Origin of the sequence: Bradyrhizobium sp. PUT101, from assembly GCF_052043945.1 — a bacterium.
Lineage (GTDB): Bacteria > Pseudomonadota > Alphaproteobacteria > Rhizobiales > Xanthobacteraceae > Bradyrhizobium.
Genome location: NZ_CP197207.1, coordinates 6855247 through 6873499 on the forward strand (window position 1 = coordinate 6855247; position 18253 = coordinate 6873499).

Genomic DNA, 18253 nt, shown 5'->3' on the forward strand with positions numbered 1-18253 from the left:
AATGTCAAGCAGGGCCGGCCGGAAATGAACAGATCACCTTTGTGCACGAAGGTGGCCATCACGCTGTGGGCCATCTTTGCCGGATCATCCGTGCACGCCGACATGGTCGGGCACGGTGGCCCGATACGGGCTCTCGCCATTTCCCCGGATGGGGACGACCTTCTCTCCGGCAGCTTCGACACGGCGGCCATCCGCTGGTCGCTCAAGACGGATACTGCAGAGCAAGTGCTGCGGTATCATGCCGGTGGCGTCAATGCCGTTGCCTTTCTGAAGGACCGCCGCATGATCACGGCCGGTGCCGACGCACGAATTGCGGTGTGGACGGCGGGCCGGCTGGAGCCGGACCGGGTGCTGGAGGGACATGCCGCTCCGATCGCGGCGCTTGCTGTGTCGCCCGATGGGGCGCTGCTCGCATCGGCTTCATGGGACCGGACGGTGCGGCTCTGGTCGCTGTCGGACGGCACGTCTCGCGTGCTCGAAGGGCATACGCAGAATGTCAACGGCGTTGCTTTCGCGCCGGACGGCAGGCTTGTCAGCGTCGGCTACGATCTTGCGCTGCGGATCTGGCGTTTGCCGGATGGCCAGCCTGAAATCGTGACGTTGCCGGCGCCGCTGAACGCGGTGGCGGTGGCGCCGGATGGTGAAATCGTCACAGGCGCGGTCGATGGCACGCTGCGCATGCTGACCAAGGACGGCCAGGTCAGCGGCGAGTTCGCCGCCAGTCCGACACCGGTGGTGGCCTTGACGATGTCGGCGGACGGCGCGCTGATCGCTGCGGCCGGCATCGGCGGCACGGTGGCGATCATCGATCGCAAGTCGCGCAACCTGCTGCGCACGCTGGTTGGGCCCGGGCTGCCGGTGTGGTCGGTCGCCTTCCTTCCGGATCGCGAGACGTTGATGACGGGTGGTGCGGACGGCAGGATCAGGCGCTGGAATGCGCGCACCGGCGATCCCATCGGCTCAGGTCTGATCGGCACACCCGCCGATCCGCTCGCCGCCTATGTCGGCGATCATGGCGCCGATGTATTCCGGGCGTGTGTTGCCTGTCACACGCTGTCGGACAAGGAGGTGCAGCGTGCGGGTCCGACACTTGCGGGACTATACGGCCGCAGGATCGCTTCGCTCCCGGGATATCGCTTCTCCGATGCGCTGAAGACGATGGACATCGTCTGGACGCCGGAAACGGTCGCAAGACTGTTCGAAATCGGGCCGAATGCCTACACCCCCGGCACCAAGATGCCGGAGCAGCGCATCGGCTCGGCCGAGGACCGACGCGCGCTCACCGAGTTTCTGGCCCGCGCCACGTCGCGATAGCTGCCCCTTCTGTCCCTGCGAAAATGCTTTTTCGTCCAGTTTAGTCCTTGCCGTCGCGCTGACGTAGATAGTCATCCGTCGTCCGCGGCGGCGTTCGTTCCGGAACGCCCTTGAAAGGATCGAATTGCTGCTCGCTCATGACGACGACGCGGCAGTCCGCGCACATCCTGAGTGCCTCGATCCGCCTGTCGCCGGCCGGATACATCCAGTGCCGGCCTTCGAGCTTGGCTGCGATGCGGTCGATCGTGCTTTTGACGCCGAAGGGCGTCCCGCAGCGGACGCAGAGTGCGGGCTCTTCTTCCTTGACGATCGCGGCGGGAGCGCGCGCCGCGCGGAAATCGATCTGCGGCTTGAGGCTGATGACCTTTTCCGGACAGGTGCTCTGGCACAGGCCGCATTGTACGCAGGCATCCTCGATGAATTTCAGCACGGGCCGCTCGGGATCGTCGCGTAGCGCGCCGGTCGGGCAGGCCGAGACGCAGGAGAGGCACAGCGTGCAGCCATTGGTGTCGACGGTGATCGCGCCCACCGGCGCCCCCTGTGGCAGGGCGATCACGTCGACCGGCTGCGGCGCCAGTCGATGCAGTTCGCTCAGGGCGAACCGCAAAAGGTCACGCCGCTTGCCGACGGTCTTGAAGGTCGCGGGCGCCGCGACGGCCGCGAGCGTCCCGATGTCAGTCAAATGCTCGCCGAGCGCATCGGGATCTTCCGTTTCGATGGTGGCGAGGCGACGGCCCGCAAATCCAAGGCCGCCGAGGATCGCTTCGGCCATTGCGATCGTCTGCGACAGTCCGGTCACATCGTGGCGCGGCTTGGCACGGAGCAGGAAGCGCACGGCCGATACGCCATAGGCGAAGGCGCCGACAATCGCTTCCAGCCCCACCTGCGTGAGCTCGTTGATGGCAAAGGGAAGCACGTTCGCAGGCAGGCCGTCGCCATGCCGCGCGAGGGCATCGATCAGAGGCGTGCCGTGCGGGCTGTCATGAAAGAGCAGCACTGCATTCGCGCCACCGGCCTCGCGGTAGGCGAGCAGCATGGCGCGAAGTCTCTGGAGCTGCGCATCGGCAGGCGGCAGCGCGTAGGATACCGCACTGGTAGGGCAGGCAGCTGCGCATTGGCCGCAGCCCGCGCAGATGTTCGGGTCGATTGCGACATGATCGCCGACGGGCGTGATCGCTCCGGTCGGGCAGAGATCGAGGCAGCGATGGCAGCCGGTGCGCTTCGAGCGCGAATGGGCGCAGAGCGCAGGCGCAACTTCGACATATTTCGGCTTGTCGAAGCTGCCGACGAGATCGCGCGCGGTCAGCACGGCGCGGAGCACCGCAGCGGGATCTTTCGTGTCGGCTCGCAGATAGCCGTCGCGCAGGTCGTGGGCAGGAAACAGCGGCATATCGCCGGAAAGATCGAGGACGATATCGCAGCGCGAGGTGACCCCGTTTCGCGGCGGGTCCAGCACGAAACGATCGCGCGAGGAGGGGCGGGGACGTGCATAGTCGTCGATCGCAAGCTCGAACGCGCCGAAATGTCCCTTCGCGGAGCGGATCATGCCCTTCACGATCGGAAAGATCGTTGCAGCTGGCGGCACCGTGTCATCGAGCTGCTTCAGCATCACCGTGACGTCGAGGTGATCGGCAAGCAGGCGGCCGGCCTCGATCGCGGCCTCATCGCGCCCGTAGATCAGGATCACGCCCTCGCTCGACAAGGTGATGAGCGGATAGTCCGGGGCGGGGATGGAGGCGGATGCGAGCAGGGCGGCCATTTTCGCGCCGGCATGCGCGCCGTCGCGCGACCAGCCGGCCGTTTCGCGGATGTTGACGAAGCTGATCGCATCAGCCCGTTCGCCGGCCTCGTCCGAGAACTGCGCTGCCTGCTGCGTGCAGGCGACCGTCAACACGCCGTCTGCCGCGGCAAACTTGCGGAAGTGATCGAGCTCCGCACCGCAGAGGTGGCGAAAGCTCTTGACCTCGCTGTTCGGGCATCCGCGCCGGATCGCAGCCACGTCGAGGGGCATCGTGTCTTCGCACGAGCAGATCAGGACGGTCTTCGACGGCTGCTCCAGGTTAACCCCTCCGCCATTCGGACGCCGACGACGGACTCGCGCCGGCCCTTCGCCTCGTATAGACATTATCCAGCGGGAAGAAAAGGAAAGCGGAGGACGGCCTGTCGTCGACCCCAGTCAACCATGTTTCCCTGGCGGAACCTATTCACTTGCCGCCGCCGTTCACATTGGTGCGATTGCGCGAGAGCGGAGATGCCTTTGCCCATGCATGCCGCATCGCACCGGAGGCCGGTGCCGGCACGCTGGTCTATGTCGGCCGCTTCGACCTCGCAGAGTTCGCCGTGGTGCTGGAGCCGGCCGAGCCCTTACGCAGCGCGCGGCGCGCGTTCTACGCTGGCATGGTCGCGCTCACCGATGCACTTCGCGCCTATGCGCCGCCGAGCAAGCCGATCACGATCGGCTGGCCGGATGCGGTCAGGATCGACGGGGGGCTGGTCGGCGGCGGACGAATGGGTTGGCCATTCGCAGCCGACGAGGCTGCGCCGCCGCCCTGGCTGGTCTTCGGGGCCATGATCCGGACGGTTGCCATGAACGATGACGATCCGGGCGTCCACCCGCTGGCCTCGGCACTCGACCAGGAAGGTTTTGGCGAGGCTGGCGCGGCGCAGATCACGGAAAGCTTTGCCCGGCACCTGATGCTGGCGCTGGATGGCTGGCGGGTCGACGGCTTTGACAGCGTCGGGCGCGAGTATCTCACTCGGATGCCGCGCGAAAGGCAGACAGTTCAGCGCATTGACGATTGCGGCGATGTCCTGACGCGCCGTATCGGGACGGACACGATCCAGCGAAGCGACCTCGTGCAGGCGCTCGCGACGCCGTCCTGGCTCGATCCGGCCCTCGGAGGACCGCGCCTGTGAAGCTCCTGCGCACCATCGCGCTCGACCCCTCCGACACCTTCGTTTTCGACGTGGCGGCGGAACCGGGCGAATGGGCCGTCTCAGGCGCTTTCCGCTTCTGGGATCACGACGCTGCCAGGCTTGAGGGCAAGGCGCGCGCGGCGTTTCGCGGCGGTTTCCTCGGGGTGCAGTCCTGGGGCTGGTCGACGCTGGCGCAGATCGTTCCGGCAACCGAAGACGATTGTCGCAGCCTGGTCGATCTCCTTGCCAGGCAACTCGTCGATCGCTTCGGTGCGCCGGACATGGCGGTGGCGAAGACTGCCGCGGAAGAGGAGGTCGCTTTCGCGCGGTCGCTCTGCAGCCATCCGATCAGCTCTCTCATTGCAGTGCACCGCACCTCGAGCGACGGCGAGGTCCGCGAGTCGTTCCGCCGGCTGCAACTCCGGCAAGGGCAAGGGCACGGCAAGGCGTTCTCGTTCATGGAAATCGAGGACGAGGTCCAGCCTGACGGCGATCTCAGGCTTGCGGATCTGGGCCGGGAGCCGACTGTCCGATGAACGATTTCTGGATCGCCTGTGGCCATCATCTGCTCGATCGCGACGAGGGCGGTGGGCTCCGCGTCACGGACGAATTCCTCAAGGCCTATCTTGCCCGTCCCGAGATGATGCCGCCGGACGACGCATGCCCGGTCGAACGCCGGCTGCACCGCGAATTGCTCGCCGACCCGCGCCAGGCGGTCAGCGCCGGCGAAATCGCCGGGATGGTCGATGCCGATGCCAGGGAGAATTGGCAGTTGGTGCTGGCGTTCCGCGATCTTCTGTTGCGGCATCCGACGCTCGAAGCCGCCTATCTTGCATCGGTGCGATCAGGCGCGAACGATTTGCCGCCGCTGTTCGTCAACCAGCTCGTGCACGTCATCCTGCGGAACGCGCTCGATGACTGCGACGACCCGTTCGTGCTGCGCGCGGCCGAATTGTTCTTCCGGACCCAGCGCGTCCTGCCGCATGAGCACGCCCTGTTGCTCGGCGACGAGGAGATCGTCGGCGGCCGGAGCCCGACCCCGGTGCTCTCTCTGATGTCAATGCTGGGCGCCACCACCGATGCCGTGGTCGAGGTCTTGAGCGAGGAGAATGCCGCGGCCTATTGGCAGCGCAGCGACCAGTTCGACATGGCCCTCGACCTTACGGCCGGCGGCCGCGGGCCGGTTGCCCTGGCGCAGGTGATGACGCGCTGGCTCTCCCATCTGCTCGGCATCGACGTCATGATCGAGCCGCTGCGCGCGCTGCATGAGGCACGGCTCACCTGGTATGTCGGGCTCGATGCCGACGCCACGAGGCTCGGCGACCGTCTGTGGCACGGCGAAGAACTCGGCGAGCGCGACGCCGACCGTGTGCTCGCGCTGTTCCGCCTGACATTTGCGGATTGGAGCCGTGCTCTTGACGATGTCGGGGATGAACCGGTCTACCTGATCCTGTCGATGACGGCGGATCAGAAGCTCCGGATGAAGCCACAGAATCTGCTGACCGGGCTGCCGGTGAAGCACCTGGAGATGGCGACATGAGCCCTGCGGCGCTGCCCTCCCTCTCGATTGCCGTCGGCGTCGTGGTCGAGCGACGCAAGGCTGACTCCCCGTGGGTCGATTTCATCTGGCGCGGAATTGCCGTCCTGCCAGACGAGCCGGCGACACAACCCTGGACCGTGCTTCGCGAGCAGGACGGCTCGACCTTGTTTTATGCCGGAAGCGCGACCGTCGATCTCTATCCGTCCGAGACGGCGCGCTATCGCGACAATCTCGCTTCCGGCAGTCCCAGCATCTGGACTGTGCTGTCGCCTTCGGAAGGCGCCTGGCCCTATGCCGTCACCGCGGTGACCGCCGACCCCGCCGAGGGCGAAGGCTTTACCGAAGCCGCCGACAATCTCGTCGAGGCCGTGCCGATGCCGGAGGTGCTGCGCGAAGCGATTGAAAGCTTCGTGGCGGAGCACCATGTCGAGCGGGCATTCGTCAAGCGCAAGCGGCGCCGCGCCGACCCGGAGGCGCTGGCACGGCGCGAGCATGAAGGCGGACAGGAATGAGTGAGGAGGAGTTCCTTGCACGTTGGTCGCGCCGCAAACGCGAATCGCAAGCGGAGCCGGCGAAGCCTGCCGCGGCGCAGCCCACGCCGCCGTCCGAGGTCACGGACGACGAGGGTGAGTTCGACCTCTCGAGGCTGCCGTCGATCGACGAAATCAATGCTGCGACCGACATCACGGCCTTCCTCAGCAAGGGTATTCCTCGGGAGTTGAGCCGTGCGGCTCTTCGCCGCGCCTGGGCGACCGATCCCGCCATTCGCGACTTCGTCGGGCTTGCGGAGAATGCATGGGACTTCAATGACCCGACCGCGATGCCGGGTTTTGGACCATTGGATTGCTCGTCGGAGGAACTGGCCGCACTGGTCGATCGCATTGTCGGCGGAGTGCGCGAGGCGGCCCAGTCTCTTTCCGAGGCGTCGATCGAAGCAGCAGATTCTTCGGCCGAATTGCATCAAGCCGATGTGACAGTGGTTTCCAATGTCGGTGAGCCGCCGGATGAGACAGAGCACCTGGCAATCCCTGTTGCAGCGCAACCGACGGCGTCCGACATATCTGCGGATGATGCCGAGCCCATCAGGCCTCGTACGCACGGCGGTGCACTGCCGCGCTGAGGAGCACGACCAAAGGCTATAGTCCGAGGCTATGGCAATGATTGACGGTCCTTGGAGCCGGGATTACGCTCTCCTTAGTGCCTTGTAAGAAAAGGCAATAATCAGCAGACGGGACTTGGATGGGAGGTCCACGTGCGTGATGACGGGCTTGATCGCGCGATCGACGCTGCAGGCGGCATTGCTCAGCTTGCGCGCAAAATCGGCATCAGCCAACCCTCTGTATCGAATTGGACCCGCGTGCCCGCACAGCGGGTGATTGCAGTCGAAACCGCCACTGGTATTTCCCGGATCGATCTGCGGCCCGATCTCTACGGCGAGCAAGCCGGCTCCGCCGAGCTCGTCGACTCCATCGATGCAGCGCGTGCGCAGGAATACGCGCTGCTGGCAACGCTGCTATCTGCGCCTCCGTCGAAACGCCTGCTGGATCAGCTCGCTGCGTTGAGCGGTGACGCGACGCCTCTAGGACGCGCGCATGCGGCACTGTCCGATGCCGCATCGAGCGCCGTCGCCGCGAAAGTCGAGCGGGAATATTTCGATCTGTTCGTCGGGCTCGGCCGCGGCGAATTGCTGCCCTATGCCTCCTATTATCTCACGGGCTTTCTCAACGAACGGCCCTTGTCGCGCCTGCGCGGTGACCTGACGACGCTCGGTATCGAGCGGGTTGCGAACAATTCCGAACCCGAGGATCACGCCGCCATCCTGTGCGAGATCATGTCGGGCCTTGCCGACGGCCGCTTCGGTGCCTCGCCCGAGGCGCAGCGCGCTTTCTTCGAAAGGCATGTGTCGCCGTGGATGGGGCGGCTATTCGCCGACATCGAGAGCGCCGGCGATGCCCGTTTTTATCGGGCGGTCGGCGCGCTCGGTCGTACCTTCATCGAGATCGAGACGGAAGCATTCACATTCGCCAACTGACCGAGGCGCCTTGGTCCAGGAGAGCTGCGATGAGTGACGAGACGAAAGCAAAGGTCGGACGCCGCGATTTCCTTCGCAAAGTCGGCTTGGGCACGGCTGGTGTCGGCGCGACGCTTGCGACACCGCTGGTCGGGTCCGCGCAGGCGGACAGCGAAAGCAACGATGAGAAGCGCAAGGCGCGCTACAGGGAATCCGATGACGTAAAGGCGTTCTACCGCGTCAATCGTTATCCGGCCTGAGAGGGAGGCTGCCCGTGCTTATCAAGCGAACACACCAGCGTTCCGATCGCCGAGGTTCCGTCGCCGAATCCCTTGCGGGCCAGGGCGGGGGACTTGATCGCCGCACATTCCTGCGCAAGTCCGGCCTGGCCGGTGGCGCTCTCGCAGCGTTGGGGGCCATGCCCGTCGTCAACGTGCGCAGGGCGGAAGCGGCCGCTGCCGGCCCGCTCGCGGCCGGCGCCACCGTGAAGAAGAGCGTCTGCACGCATTGCGCCGTGGGCTGCACCGTGACGGCGGAAGTGCTCAATGGAGTCTGGATCGGGCAGGAGCCGAGCTGGGATTCGCCGATCAACCGCGGCTCGCATTGCGCCAAGGGCGCTTCGGTGCGCGAGCTCGTGCATAGCGACCGCCGCCTGCGCTATCCGATGAAGCTGGTGAACGGGCAGTGGACGCGCGTGTCGTGGGACACGGCAGTGAACGAGATCGGCGACAAGCTGCTCCAGGTTCGCGAGAAGTCGGGCAGCGATTCCGTCTATTGGCTCGGCTCGGCCAAGATGACCAACGAGGGCTCCTATCTGTTCCGCAAGCTCGGCGCGTTCTGGGGCACCAACAACACCGATCACCAGGCGCGAATCTGCCACTCCACCACCGTCACCGGCGTCGCCAACACCTGGGGCTACGGCGCGATGACGAACAGCATCAACGATATGCGCAACTCCAAGACGATGCTGTTCATCGGCAGCAACGCCGCGGAAGCGCATCCCGTCAGCATGCAGCACCTGCTGGAATCCAAGGAGCTCAACAAGGCGAACTTCGTCGTTTTCGATCCGCGCCTGACCCGCACCGCGGCGCATGCCACCGAATATGTCCGGATCCGTCCCGGCACCGACATTCCCGTCCTCTACGGCATGATGTGGCACATCCTGAAGAACGGTTGGGAGGACAAGGAATTCATCGCCCAGCGCGTCTACGGTTTCGACGACCTGCGCAAGGAGGTCGAGAAGTGGAACCCGCAAGAGGTCGAGCGCGTCACCGGTGTGCCCGCCGCGCAGCTCGAGCGCGTCGCCAAGATGTTCGCGACGGTCAAGCCCGCGACCATCATCTGGTGCATGGGCCAGACCCAGCACACGGTCGGCACCGCCAACGTGCGGGCGAGCTGCATCGCGCTGCTGATGACCGGCAATGTCGGCAGGGCCGGCGCCGGCGCCAACATCCTGCGCGGCCATGACAACGTGCAGGGCGCGACCGACGTCGGCCTCGATATCGTGACGTTGCCGTTCTACTACGGCCTCGCGGAGGGCGCCTGGAAGCACTGGTCTCGGGTCTGGGAGGTCGACTACGACTATCTCGTCTCCCGCTTCGACGAGAAGAAGCTGATGGAGACGCCAGGCATCCCGCTGACGCGGTGGTTCGATGCTGCGCTGTTGCCGAAGGCCGATGTCGCACAAAAGGACAACGTCAAGGCCGTATTCGTGCAAGGCCACGCCAGCAACAGCATCACCCGCATTCCGGAGTCGCTGAAGGGCCTGAAGGCGCTGGAGCTGCTGGTGATCGCCGATCCGCACCCTACCACCTGGGCGTCTCTGGCGGTCGAGGCGGGACGCAAGGATGGCGTCTATATCCTGCCTGTGGCCACGCAGTTCGAATGCAAGGGATCGCGCGTCGCCTCCAATCGCTCGATGCAGTGGGGCGAGCAGATCGTCAAGCCGATCTTCGAGTCCAAGGACGACCTCGAGATCATCTATCTGATGGCGAAGAAGTTCGGCTTCGCCGACAAGATGTTCAAGAACATCAAGGTCGAGAACAATCTCCCAGTTGCCGAGGACGTGCTACGCGAGATCAACCGCGGAAGCTGGTCGACCGGCTATTGCGGGCAGTCGCCGGAACGCATCAAGGCGCACATGAAGAACCAGCACAAGTTCGACCTGGTGACGTTGCGTGCGCCCAAGGACGATCCGGAGGTCGGCGGCGACTATTACGGCCTGCCCTGGCCGTGCTGGGGCTCGCCCGAGGTGAAGCATCCCGGCTCGCCGCTGCTCTACAACAACAATCTGCACGTGATGGACGGCGGCGGCGCGTTCCGTCCGCGCTTCGGCATCGAACGCGAGGAGAAGCTGCCGGACGGCACGACGCGGAAGGTGAGCCTGCTGGCCGATAAATCCTTTTCCAAGGGCTCGGAGATCGAGGACGGCTATCCCGAATTCACGCTGGCAAGCCTGAAGAAGCTCGGCTGGGACAAGGATCTCACCGAGGCTGAAATGGCGACGATCCAGAGGGTCAATCCGGCCAATCCGGACGCGGTGTCCTGGGCTCTCGACCTCTCCGGCGGCATCCAGCGCGTCGCGCTGAAGCACGGTTGCGTGCCCTTCGGCAACGGCAAGGCACGCATGAATGCGTTCGGCCTGCCGGACCCGATCCCGGTGCACCGCGAACCGATCTACACGCCGCGCGTCGATCTCGTCGAGAAATATCCGACCTTGCCCGATGCCAAGCAGTTCCGCCTGCCCAATATCGGCTTCTCGGTGCAGAAGGCGGCGGTGGAAAAGGGGATCGCAAAGCAGTTTCCGCTGATTCTTTCCTCGGGGCGTCTCGTCGAATACGAAGGCGGCGGCGAGGAAACCCGCACCAATCCATGGCTCGCCGAATTGCAACAGGACATGTTCATCGAGATCAGCCCGGCTGATGCCGCCGATCGCGGCATCAAGGACGGCGGCTGGGTCTGGGTGAGCGGTGCCGAGAACAATTCCCGCGCCAGGATGAAGGCGCTGGTGACCGAACGCGTCGGCAAGGGGGTCGCCTGGATGCCGTTCCATTTCGGCGGCTGGTTCGGCGGTGCCGACCTGCGCAAGAACTATCCCGCCGGCACCGATCCGATCGTGCTGGGCGAGAGCGCCAACACGATCACGAGCTACGGCTACGATCCTGCAACTGGCATGCAGGAGCCGAAGGTCACGCTTTGTCAGATCGTCGCAGCCTGAGAGGAGCACGCACATGGCTCGGATGAAATTTCTCTGCGACGCTGATCGCTGCATCGAGTGCAACGCTTGCGTCACCGCCTGCAAGAACGAGCATGAGGTGCCCTGGGGCATCAACCGGCGCCGCGTCGTCACCATCAACGACGGCAAACCGGGCGAGCGATCGATCTCGATGGCCTGCATGCATTGCACGGACGCGCCCTGTGCGGCCGTTTGCCCGGTGAACTGCTTCTACACCACGGCCGATGCTGTGGTGCTGCACTCCAAGGACCTCTGCATCGGTTGCGGCTATTGCTTCTACGCCTGCCCGTTCGGCGCGCCGCAATACCCGAAGGTCGGGAACTTCGGCTCACGCGGCAAGATGGACAAATGCACCTATTGCGCCGGCGGCCCGGAGGCCGACGGCAGCAAGGAGGAGTACGAGAAATACGGTGCGAACCGGCTGGCCGAGGGCAAGCTGCCGCTATGTGCCGAAATGTGCTCGACCAAGTCGTTGCTTGCGGGCGACGGCGAGATCATTGCGCAGATCTACAAGGAGCGCGTCATGAAGCGCGGCTATGGCTCGGGCGCATGGGGCTGGAAGACCGCTTATCGCGAGACAATCGAGTCCTGACGTGGGCAGCCGAAGGGCGCGCAATACCGGGGAGGACGTGATGACGACGTTTGGAAGGTTCATTCGTCTGGCGTTGGGCGCCTGGGCGCTGCTTCTCTTGATGACGGTGGTGCCCGCGAGTGCTCAGCAGGTCAACCCGACCGCGAGCGCGGTCAAGGAGCAGCAGCTTCTGCAGGAGCTCAACCGCATCCAGGGCCGTGTCAGCATTCCCGATCAGCGCTCCCGCGTTCTCGAGCAGCCGCAGGGGCGGGAATGGCGGGAATTCCGCAATGTGACGCTGCGATGGATCGGCGGCATTGCCATCCTCGGCGTGACCGTGGCCATCGTGATCTTCTATCTGACCGTCGGGATGGTGCGTCTCGAAGCCGGACGGTCGGGCCGCACCATCGTGCGCTTCAACGCCTTCGAGCGGTTCGTGCACTGGATGACGGCAAGCTGCTTCATCGTCCTCGCCATTTCCGGGCTGAACATCACGTTCGGCCGGCCGTTGCTGTTGCCGCTGATCGGCTTCGAGGCTTTCTCGGAATGGTCGCAATGGGCCAAGTACGCTCACAACTATCTGAGCTTCCCGTTCACCATCGGCGTCGTCCTGATCTTCCTGATGTGGATCGGCGGCAATATCCCGAGCAAGGTGGATATCGAATGGGCGAAGCGCGGCGGCGGCCTGATCGGACATGACCATCCGCCGGCCTACCGCTTCAATGGCGGCCAGAAGATGATCTATTGGATCGTCGTGATCGGCGGCGGACTCGTCGCAGCGTCCGGCTATGCGCTGATGTTCCCGTTCTACGGCACCGGGATCGAGGGCATGCAAATAGCCCAGATCGTCCACTCGATCGTGGCGGTCCTGTTCGTCGCGGCGATGATTGCGCACATCTATATCGGCACCATCGGCATGGAAGGCGCGTTCGAGGCCATGGGCTCGGGCGAAGTCGACGTCAACTGGGCTCGCGAGCACCATAGCCTCTGGCTCGACGAGCAGAAGGCGCGAACCGGACCGAACGACGGACAACCGCAACCCGCAACGGCCGCGGCCGAATAAGCGGAGCCCGACGCGGGCGCTCCGGCCTACTGAGCCGGCTCTTTCGCAAACAGGACGGAGCGGTCCTGCAGCTCCTGCTCGGGAAGCTTGTTCGCCTGGCCTGTCTGCATGTCTTGAATGGATGCCATGCCGTGCTGACCGAAATGGAACACCGTATGCGACCTGAACACGTTGCTGGCCGCACCGGCGAGAAGCATGGCTGCAATGAGCGAGAGCATGAGGGGTTTCATGCGCATCTCCGTCTGCCATCTCCACCCGGCATGACGAATACATCCAGATTGTCCGGCCGGATGTGAGCCACTTCACAGCGATCGGTTCCACATGCGTTGAAACGGAGCGCGAATGTGAGGCTCGGAGGCCGGGCGTTGGTTGTTCCGACTGACGTCACCGATGCGCAGGCGGTGCAGCAACTGGGCAGAGAGGCCGACGTCTTGCATCGAAGCATGAGCTGACATGACGTTCAGGATTGGGGTGATCTCCGATACGCATGGACTACTGAGGCCAGAGGCGGAGCGTTGCCTCGCCGGCGTCTCGCACATCATCCACGCCGGCGACATCGGTGCCCAGGCCGTCATGGACGGACTTTGCCGGATCGCGCCGGTCACCGCGATCAGAGGAAATGTCGATCGCGGTGCTTGGGCGGAACGTTTTCCTGAAACTCGAACGCTGCGCCTAGCTGGCCGCTGCTTCTACGTCCTGCACGATCTAAAGGAACTGACGATCAATCCCGCGGAGCTCGGGGTCGACGTCGTGGTGTCCGGCCATTCCCACCGCGTGCGGATCGAGACCGCCGAAGGCGTGCTCTACTTGAATCCGGGAAGTGCAGGGAAGCGACGCTTCAAGCTGCCGATTACGCTGGCGACGCTTGAGCTCGATCCGGGCGGCCCGCTACGGACTGTCATTCATGATCTCGACCGGGGTTGACGCGAGAGACACAGGCACTGCCATAATTGTGGCTGTTGCCTAATGCGTATTTGATTTGTGCCAACGCTCCAGGTCCAGCGGCGGCCGTTTCGGATCAATCTGGTCCTTCTCGGGATTGCCTTGCCAGGGCTCATTCGTTTGGCGGTGAGTAGGCATGTCCGTCTGCTGGCGCGGGTCGTCAAGCGGTGTCTCTCGCGGATCGTTCTCGGTGGCCTTTGGCATATATTCTCCTGGCGAGTTCGCACGATGATCTATGGCCGCGCTCGGTCTGCTGACCAACCCAGGCAACGGCAGCTCGTTCCCCGTGGCCGTTGCATGCGCCCGCGCTGCGGCAATCGGCGCGGGAACGACCGCGGCGCCTGCTCATTTCTCATGTCGAAGACCGACATTGGAGCGAGAAATGTCAAGAATGCCTCCCGTACCCGAAGAGCAGCGGAGCAATAAAGGACCTGGTTCGGATCCGGCGACCGTGGCGGAAGAACGAGTACCGGGCCGCGAGAATTTCGACACCCAGGGACGTCACGGCAACATCAAGCAGAACACGACCAACCAGGGCTATCAGCAGGATCGATGATGCTTCGGCAGAACAGATGCGACAGGAGAGGGGCAATGCGCGTGCCGAACCTCGTGCTGGTCGTCACGCTGGCAAGTGTTTCCATCGGACCCGCATCGGGACAGGGAGGCGGTGGAGCTTCGGGCGGCGGTGCCGGAGGAGGCACAGGAGCCGCTGCCCTCGGAGGTAGCGGCGGCACTTCGTCGGCTCCTGGAACCAATGCGGCCGGAACCGCGCAATCTGGCGGTGGACCCGGCCCGCGGGGATCGATCACCGTGGGACGGCCCGGCAATCCGGCGGGGGGCACCAACATAGGACGTATTGACGGCACGGTCACCCCGGGGCCCTCCTTGCCGGGCGACGATCAGATCCGGTCAGAGAGTTCGCAGAATTCCGAGGCCGATCGAAAGATCAAGAGCATCTGCAAGGGATGCTAGCGGATGATCAGGACGCCGGCTCGTCCGGCATCGCCGCTTTCGAGGTCCGTGGCGCAGATCGTGATGCGCGGATCGCCGCCGTTCAGACGTCCGAAAGCGATCATCTGCTGAAGGCGTTCGCGGGTCGGGCCGAGATCGTAGAGACCGCCGAAGTGAGATGCCGGGATCGGGATGCGGGGATGGAAGAAGCCGGTATGACCGAGGAGGCGGGCATTGATCGATCGAGCTGAGCCAAGCAAAGAGATGCGGCTGGCGTATGGTATTGCAGGCACGCGATCTGGCCAGTGCCAGAAGCCCCGCAGGTTACTTAGCCGATCGGCGCTCGGGCTCCCCGCGATCAGCGCCCCCGTGATGGCGCCTGCCGATGAACCGGTCACCCGATCGATCGGTGAGCGAAGAGAGCTGAGCGCTTCAAACACACCGGCATGACATGCACCGAGGCCGAGACCGCCGGAGAAGACGACAGCGGTGAGCAGCAGCTCTGCTGCCATTGCGCCACCCGGTTCAGCGCGATCAGGCAAATCCGCCGCCGTTTGCCAGCCTGGAAGTCAGGCTGATCACCGGTATCCTCTGTAACGGCGCGCATAGGCGTAACGGGGATTGATGCCGCAATAGGCGTTCGTTCCCGATGCGGTTGCCATGCATTGAGCGTAACTGGCGAACTGGCAATTGCCTGGATAGCCCCAGATCCGGCCCTGAAGGCAGTAGCGATCTTGCGCCACCGCGGCGGTCGAGGAGGCGAAGCTGCCCATGATCGCGAGAGCGGCGGTCGCCGTGAGCAATAGATGTTTCATCTTGGGTCTCCAATTCCGACATTGAACGCGGCTCGTGATGCGGGGTTCCAATGGCGCGCGCGGCGCGCATGCTCGTCATTTGAGGCGAGCCATCAACCCATGTAACGTCGCTCGGTGCGCATCGCGGCTAAGGTGCGCTCGCCGGACATCGTGCTCGGCGAGATGATCGCCGATCGCGAGTAGGCGGCGGATAGCCTAAAGCGCGATGAGATCAGGATCAATCGTCATCGCGTTTTAGGTTATTGTTCGAGCATGATCTTTTCGGAAAACCGCTGCCTACTTTTCCGGATCATGGTCTAGCTAGCCCGGCAGAGGGGTATCGGCGACGTCCAGCAGTGCGCCGAGCCCGTGGCGTAGGCGTCGCGTCGCGATGGTATCATTCGCGAGGCCAAACATCACGAGCGAGCGGGCAGTCACCGCGAAGGCGTGCCCGAACTCGAACTCGGCCATGGGCGCGTCAGGCCGATTGGTGTCGATCAGGGTCAGCCAGCTGCGCCCGTCGGTGACCTCCGGCAGGGTAAAGTTCACGACATCATGATGCGCGTTGTAGACCAGCAGCATGGTCGCATCCGAGCCCCGACGCTTGATCCCGGTTTCCTGCGCGCGGCCGTCGAGCAGCATCCCGAAGCATTTGGCATTGCCGTCCTGCCATTGCTCGGTCGTCATCTCCTCGCCGGATGGCGACAACCAGGTCACGTCCTTGACGTCGAGCTCCTCGTTTTGCGAGCCGACCAGGAAGCGGCTGCGGTAGAGGATCGGGAACGCCTTGCGGGTCGCAATCAGCTTGCGGGCGAATTCGCGAAGGCTGCGGCCGTTCGCAGTGATACCCATCCAGCCGAGCCAGGTGGTCTCGTTGTCCTGGGCGTAGGCGTTGTTGTTGCCATTCTGGGTGTGCCCGAACTCGTCGCCGGCGAGCAGCATCGGGGTGCCGTGGGAGAGCAGCATCGTCGCCAGCAGATTCCGCTTCTGGCGCTCGCGCAGCGCGGTGATCTCGGGGTCGTCGGTCGGCCCCTCGGCGCCACAGTTCCAGGAGTGGTTGTTGCTGTGACCGTCGCGATTGTCCTCGCCATTCGCCTCGTTGTGCTTGTCGTTGTAGGAGACGAGATCGTTCAGGTTGAAGCCGTCATGGGCCGTGACGAAGTTGACGCTGGCCCAGGGCCGCCGTCCGCGCTTGTTGAAGAGGTCGCCGGATCCCGATACGCGCTTGGCAAAGTCGGCCAGCGTGCCCGGGTCGCCCTTCCAGAAGGCGCGCGCCGTGTCCCTGAACTTGTCGTTCCACTCGGCCCAACCGGGCGGAAACCGACCGACCTGGTAGCCACCGGGTCCGATATCCCAGGGCTCTGCGATCAGCTTGACGCTGGAGAGCACGGGATCCTGGCGGCAGGCGTCGAGGAAGCCGCCGCCCTCATCGAAGCCATACGGTTCGCGCGCCAGGATGGTGGCGAGGTCGAAACGGAAGCCGTCGACCCGCATCTCGGTCGCCCAGTAGCGCAAGGAATCGGCGACGAGTTGCAGCACGCGCTGATGCGAAAGATTGACGGTGTTTCCCGTGCCGGTGTCGTTGATGTAGTAGCGCTTCTTGTCCGGCAGCAGGCGGTAATAGCTGGCATTGTCGATGCCTTTGAACGACAGGGTCGGGCCGAGCTCGTTGCCTTCCGCGGTGTGATTGTAGACGACGTCGAGAATGATCTCGATGCCGTGGGCGTGAAACTGATTGACCATGGCCTTGAACTCGTTCGCGGACGGCGTCTTGAGGTAACGCGGATCGGACGCGAAGAAGGCGATGGAGTTGTAGCCCCAGTAGTTGCGCAGGCCTTTCTCGACCAGATAGCTGTCGTCGACGAAGGCATGGATAGGCAGCAGCTCGGCGCTGGTGATGCCGAGCGAGCGTAGATAGGCCGGGACTTCCGAATGTGCCAGGCCCGAGAACGTGCCGCGGTCGGCTTCCGGCACCAGCGGATGCAACTGGGTAAAACCCTTGACGTGCATCTCGTAGACGATCGTCCGCTCCCACGGTACTTCCGGCTTGCGCGATGCGCCCCAGGTGAAGGCGGGATCGATCACGCGGCATTTCTGCATCAAGGGCGCGCTGTCGCGTTCGTCGTAGGAGAGATCCTTGTCGGCATGGTCGAGCCGGTAGCCGAACAGCTCCGGTCCCCAGCGAAGCTGGCCGACGAGCTGCCTGGCGTAGGGATCGAGCACGAGCTTGTTGGGATTGAAGCGGTGGCCGGCGTCGGGCACGTAAGAGCCATGGACGCGATAGCCGTAGACGGTCCCGGGGCGGGCGGAGGGCAGATAGCCGTGCCAGACCTCGTCGGTATATTCGGGAAGCTCGATGCGCTCGAGCTCGGTTTCGCCGGTATCGTCGAACAGGCAGAGTTCAACCTTGGTGGCATGCGCGGAAAACAGCGCGAAGTTGACGCCGAGTCCATCCCAGGTGGCGCCGAGCGGAAACGGTCTGCCCTCGGTGATCCGGGTGCGGCGCAGGCTCGAGGCCGCCCGCGTCAGGGCGTCGTCTGAATGTATTGGTTGGTCCATCCTTCCCCCCGAATAGTCCGTCAGGATGACGGCGCAGTCGCTGCGACCTCGGTCGTCGTCTGCTCGCCGGCGGTCGCCGAAGCGATCACGGCGGCAGGCGCCACGTCCGCCGGCTTGGGCAGCGCGTTGGCTCTTTGCTGAGCCGCTTCCTTGCTGATGGCCGGAATCGAGTTGCCCATCCGCCCGACGATCACGGTCAGCTCCGCGTCCGACAGTCCGAGGCGCTTCCTGAGGAGGCGCACCTGGCTGCGGTCGGTCAGGTCCAGTTTGTTACGGATGGCTTGCGGTTTCGGGCGGCGCATTGCGAACAGCTCCTGTGTACGAGGGTAACCGTCGCGCCGCTGATTCCGTTCCTCC

19 protein-coding genes are annotated in these 18253 nt (G+C 64.4%); 12 read left to right on the forward strand and 7 right to left on the reverse strand.

The features are described from left to right. Positions 1-24: 24 nt before the first annotated feature. Positions 25-1314, forward strand: a complete 1290-nt coding sequence (locus ACSHT2_RS32640; RefSeq protein ID WP_440639084.1) for a c-type cytochrome — start codon at positions 25-27, stop codon at positions 1312-1314. A gap of 40 nt (positions 1315-1354) precedes the next feature. On the opposite strand, the gene ACSHT2_RS32645 is transcribed toward ACSHT2_RS32640, so the two are convergent. After that, positions 1355-3325, reverse strand: a complete 1971-nt coding sequence (locus ACSHT2_RS32645) for a 4Fe-4S binding protein (RefSeq protein WP_440639085.1) — start codon at positions 3323-3325, stop codon at positions 1355-1357. A gap of 197 nt (positions 3326-3522) precedes the next feature. On the opposite strand from ACSHT2_RS32645, the gene ACSHT2_RS32650 reads away from it, so the two are divergent. The 10 genes from ACSHT2_RS32650 to ACSHT2_RS32695 all read left to right on the forward strand — a co-directional run bounded on the left by ACSHT2_RS32650 (position 3523) and on the right by ACSHT2_RS32695 (position 12650). Next, a complete protein-coding gene (locus ACSHT2_RS32650; protein WP_440639086.1) occupies positions 3523-4230 on the forward strand; it encodes a biotin/lipoate--protein ligase family protein in 708 nt (235 codons plus the stop codon). Next, complete coding sequence (locus ACSHT2_RS32655; protein ID WP_440639088.1) at positions 4227-4766, forward strand: DUF6505 family protein; 540 nt, start codon at positions 4227-4229, stop codon at positions 4764-4766. The genes ACSHT2_RS32650 and ACSHT2_RS32655 overlap by 4 nt, the downstream gene beginning before the upstream one ends. Continuing rightward, positions 4763-5770 carry a DUF6352 family protein gene (locus ACSHT2_RS32660; protein WP_440639089.1) on the forward strand — a complete coding sequence of 336 codons (1008 nt, stop codon included), beginning with the start codon at positions 4763-4765 and terminating at the stop codon, positions 5768-5770. The genes ACSHT2_RS32655 and ACSHT2_RS32660 overlap by 4 nt, the downstream gene beginning before the upstream one ends. Next, complete coding sequence (locus ACSHT2_RS32665) at positions 5767-6282, forward strand: DUF3305 domain-containing protein (RefSeq protein WP_440639091.1); 516 nt, start codon at positions 5767-5769, stop codon at positions 6280-6282. The genes ACSHT2_RS32660 and ACSHT2_RS32665 overlap by 4 nt, the downstream gene beginning before the upstream one ends. Next, entirely contained in the window at positions 6279-6890 is a 612-nt protein-coding gene (locus tag ACSHT2_RS32670; protein WP_440639093.1) for a DUF3306 domain-containing protein, read from the forward strand. The genes ACSHT2_RS32665 and ACSHT2_RS32670 overlap by 4 nt, the downstream gene beginning before the upstream one ends. 132 nt (positions 6891-7022) lie before the next feature. Continuing rightward, positions 7023-7802 carry a molecular chaperone TorD family protein gene (locus ACSHT2_RS32675; protein ID WP_440639094.1) on the forward strand — a complete coding sequence of 260 codons (780 nt, stop codon included), beginning with the start codon at positions 7023-7025 and terminating at the stop codon, positions 7800-7802. Between the two features lie 29 nt (positions 7803-7831). Continuing rightward, positions 7832-8041, forward strand: coding sequence for a twin-arginine translocation signal domain-containing protein (locus tag ACSHT2_RS32680; protein WP_440639095.1), 210 nt, complete (start codon positions 7832-7834; stop codon positions 8039-8041). Between the two features lie 14 nt (positions 8042-8055). Continuing rightward, positions 8056-10998 (forward strand): formate dehydrogenase subunit alpha, encoded by a 2943-nt coding sequence (locus ACSHT2_RS32685; protein WP_440639096.1) that lies wholly within the window; start codon positions 8056-8058, stop codon positions 10996-10998. Positions 10999-11011: 13 nt separating this feature from the next. Next, entirely contained in the window at positions 11012-11608 is a 597-nt protein-coding gene (gene fdh3B, locus ACSHT2_RS32690) for a formate dehydrogenase FDH3 subunit beta (protein WP_027571966.1), read from the forward strand. A gap of 40 nt (positions 11609-11648) precedes the next feature. After that, a complete protein-coding gene (locus ACSHT2_RS32695) occupies positions 11649-12650 on the forward strand; it encodes a formate dehydrogenase subunit gamma (protein ID WP_440639097.1) in 1002 nt (333 codons plus the stop codon). A 26-nt stretch (positions 12651-12676) separates the two neighbouring features. On the opposite strand, the gene ACSHT2_RS32700 is transcribed toward ACSHT2_RS32695, so the two are convergent. Beyond that, positions 12677-12886, reverse strand: coding sequence for a hypothetical protein (locus ACSHT2_RS32700; protein WP_440639098.1), 210 nt, complete (start codon positions 12884-12886; stop codon positions 12677-12679). Positions 12887-13103: 217 nt separating this feature from the next. Here ACSHT2_RS32700 and ACSHT2_RS32705 point away from each other — a divergent pair, with 217 nt between their 5' ends. Continuing rightward, positions 13104-13574, forward strand: coding sequence for a metallophosphoesterase family protein (locus ACSHT2_RS32705; RefSeq protein WP_440639099.1), 471 nt, complete (start codon positions 13104-13106; stop codon positions 13572-13574). Positions 13575-13613: 39 nt separating this feature from the next. On the opposite strand, the gene ACSHT2_RS32710 is transcribed toward ACSHT2_RS32705, so the two are convergent. From ACSHT2_RS32710 to ACSHT2_RS32730, 5 genes are all read right to left on the reverse strand, one after another. Then, positions 13614-13796, reverse strand: coding sequence for a hypothetical protein (locus ACSHT2_RS32710; RefSeq protein WP_440639100.1), 183 nt, complete (start codon positions 13794-13796; stop codon positions 13614-13616). Between the two features lie 764 nt (positions 13797-14560). After that, entirely contained in the window at positions 14561-15055 is a 495-nt protein-coding gene (locus tag ACSHT2_RS32715; RefSeq protein WP_440639101.1) for a patatin-like phospholipase family protein, read from the reverse strand. A gap of 66 nt (positions 15056-15121) precedes the next feature. Then, complete coding sequence (locus ACSHT2_RS32720; protein ID WP_319326160.1) at positions 15122-15358, reverse strand: DUF3551 domain-containing protein; 237 nt, start codon at positions 15356-15358, stop codon at positions 15122-15124. A 300-nt stretch (positions 15359-15658) separates the two neighbouring features. After that, a complete protein-coding gene (glgX, locus tag ACSHT2_RS32725; protein WP_440639102.1) occupies positions 15659-17896 on the reverse strand; it encodes a glycogen debranching protein GlgX in 2238 nt (745 codons plus the stop codon). Between the two features lie 20 nt (positions 17897-17916). Then, positions 17917-18198, reverse strand: coding sequence for a DUF3606 domain-containing protein (locus ACSHT2_RS32730; protein WP_440642978.1), 282 nt, complete (start codon positions 18196-18198; stop codon positions 17917-17919). Positions 18199-18253 lie beyond the last annotated feature (55 nt).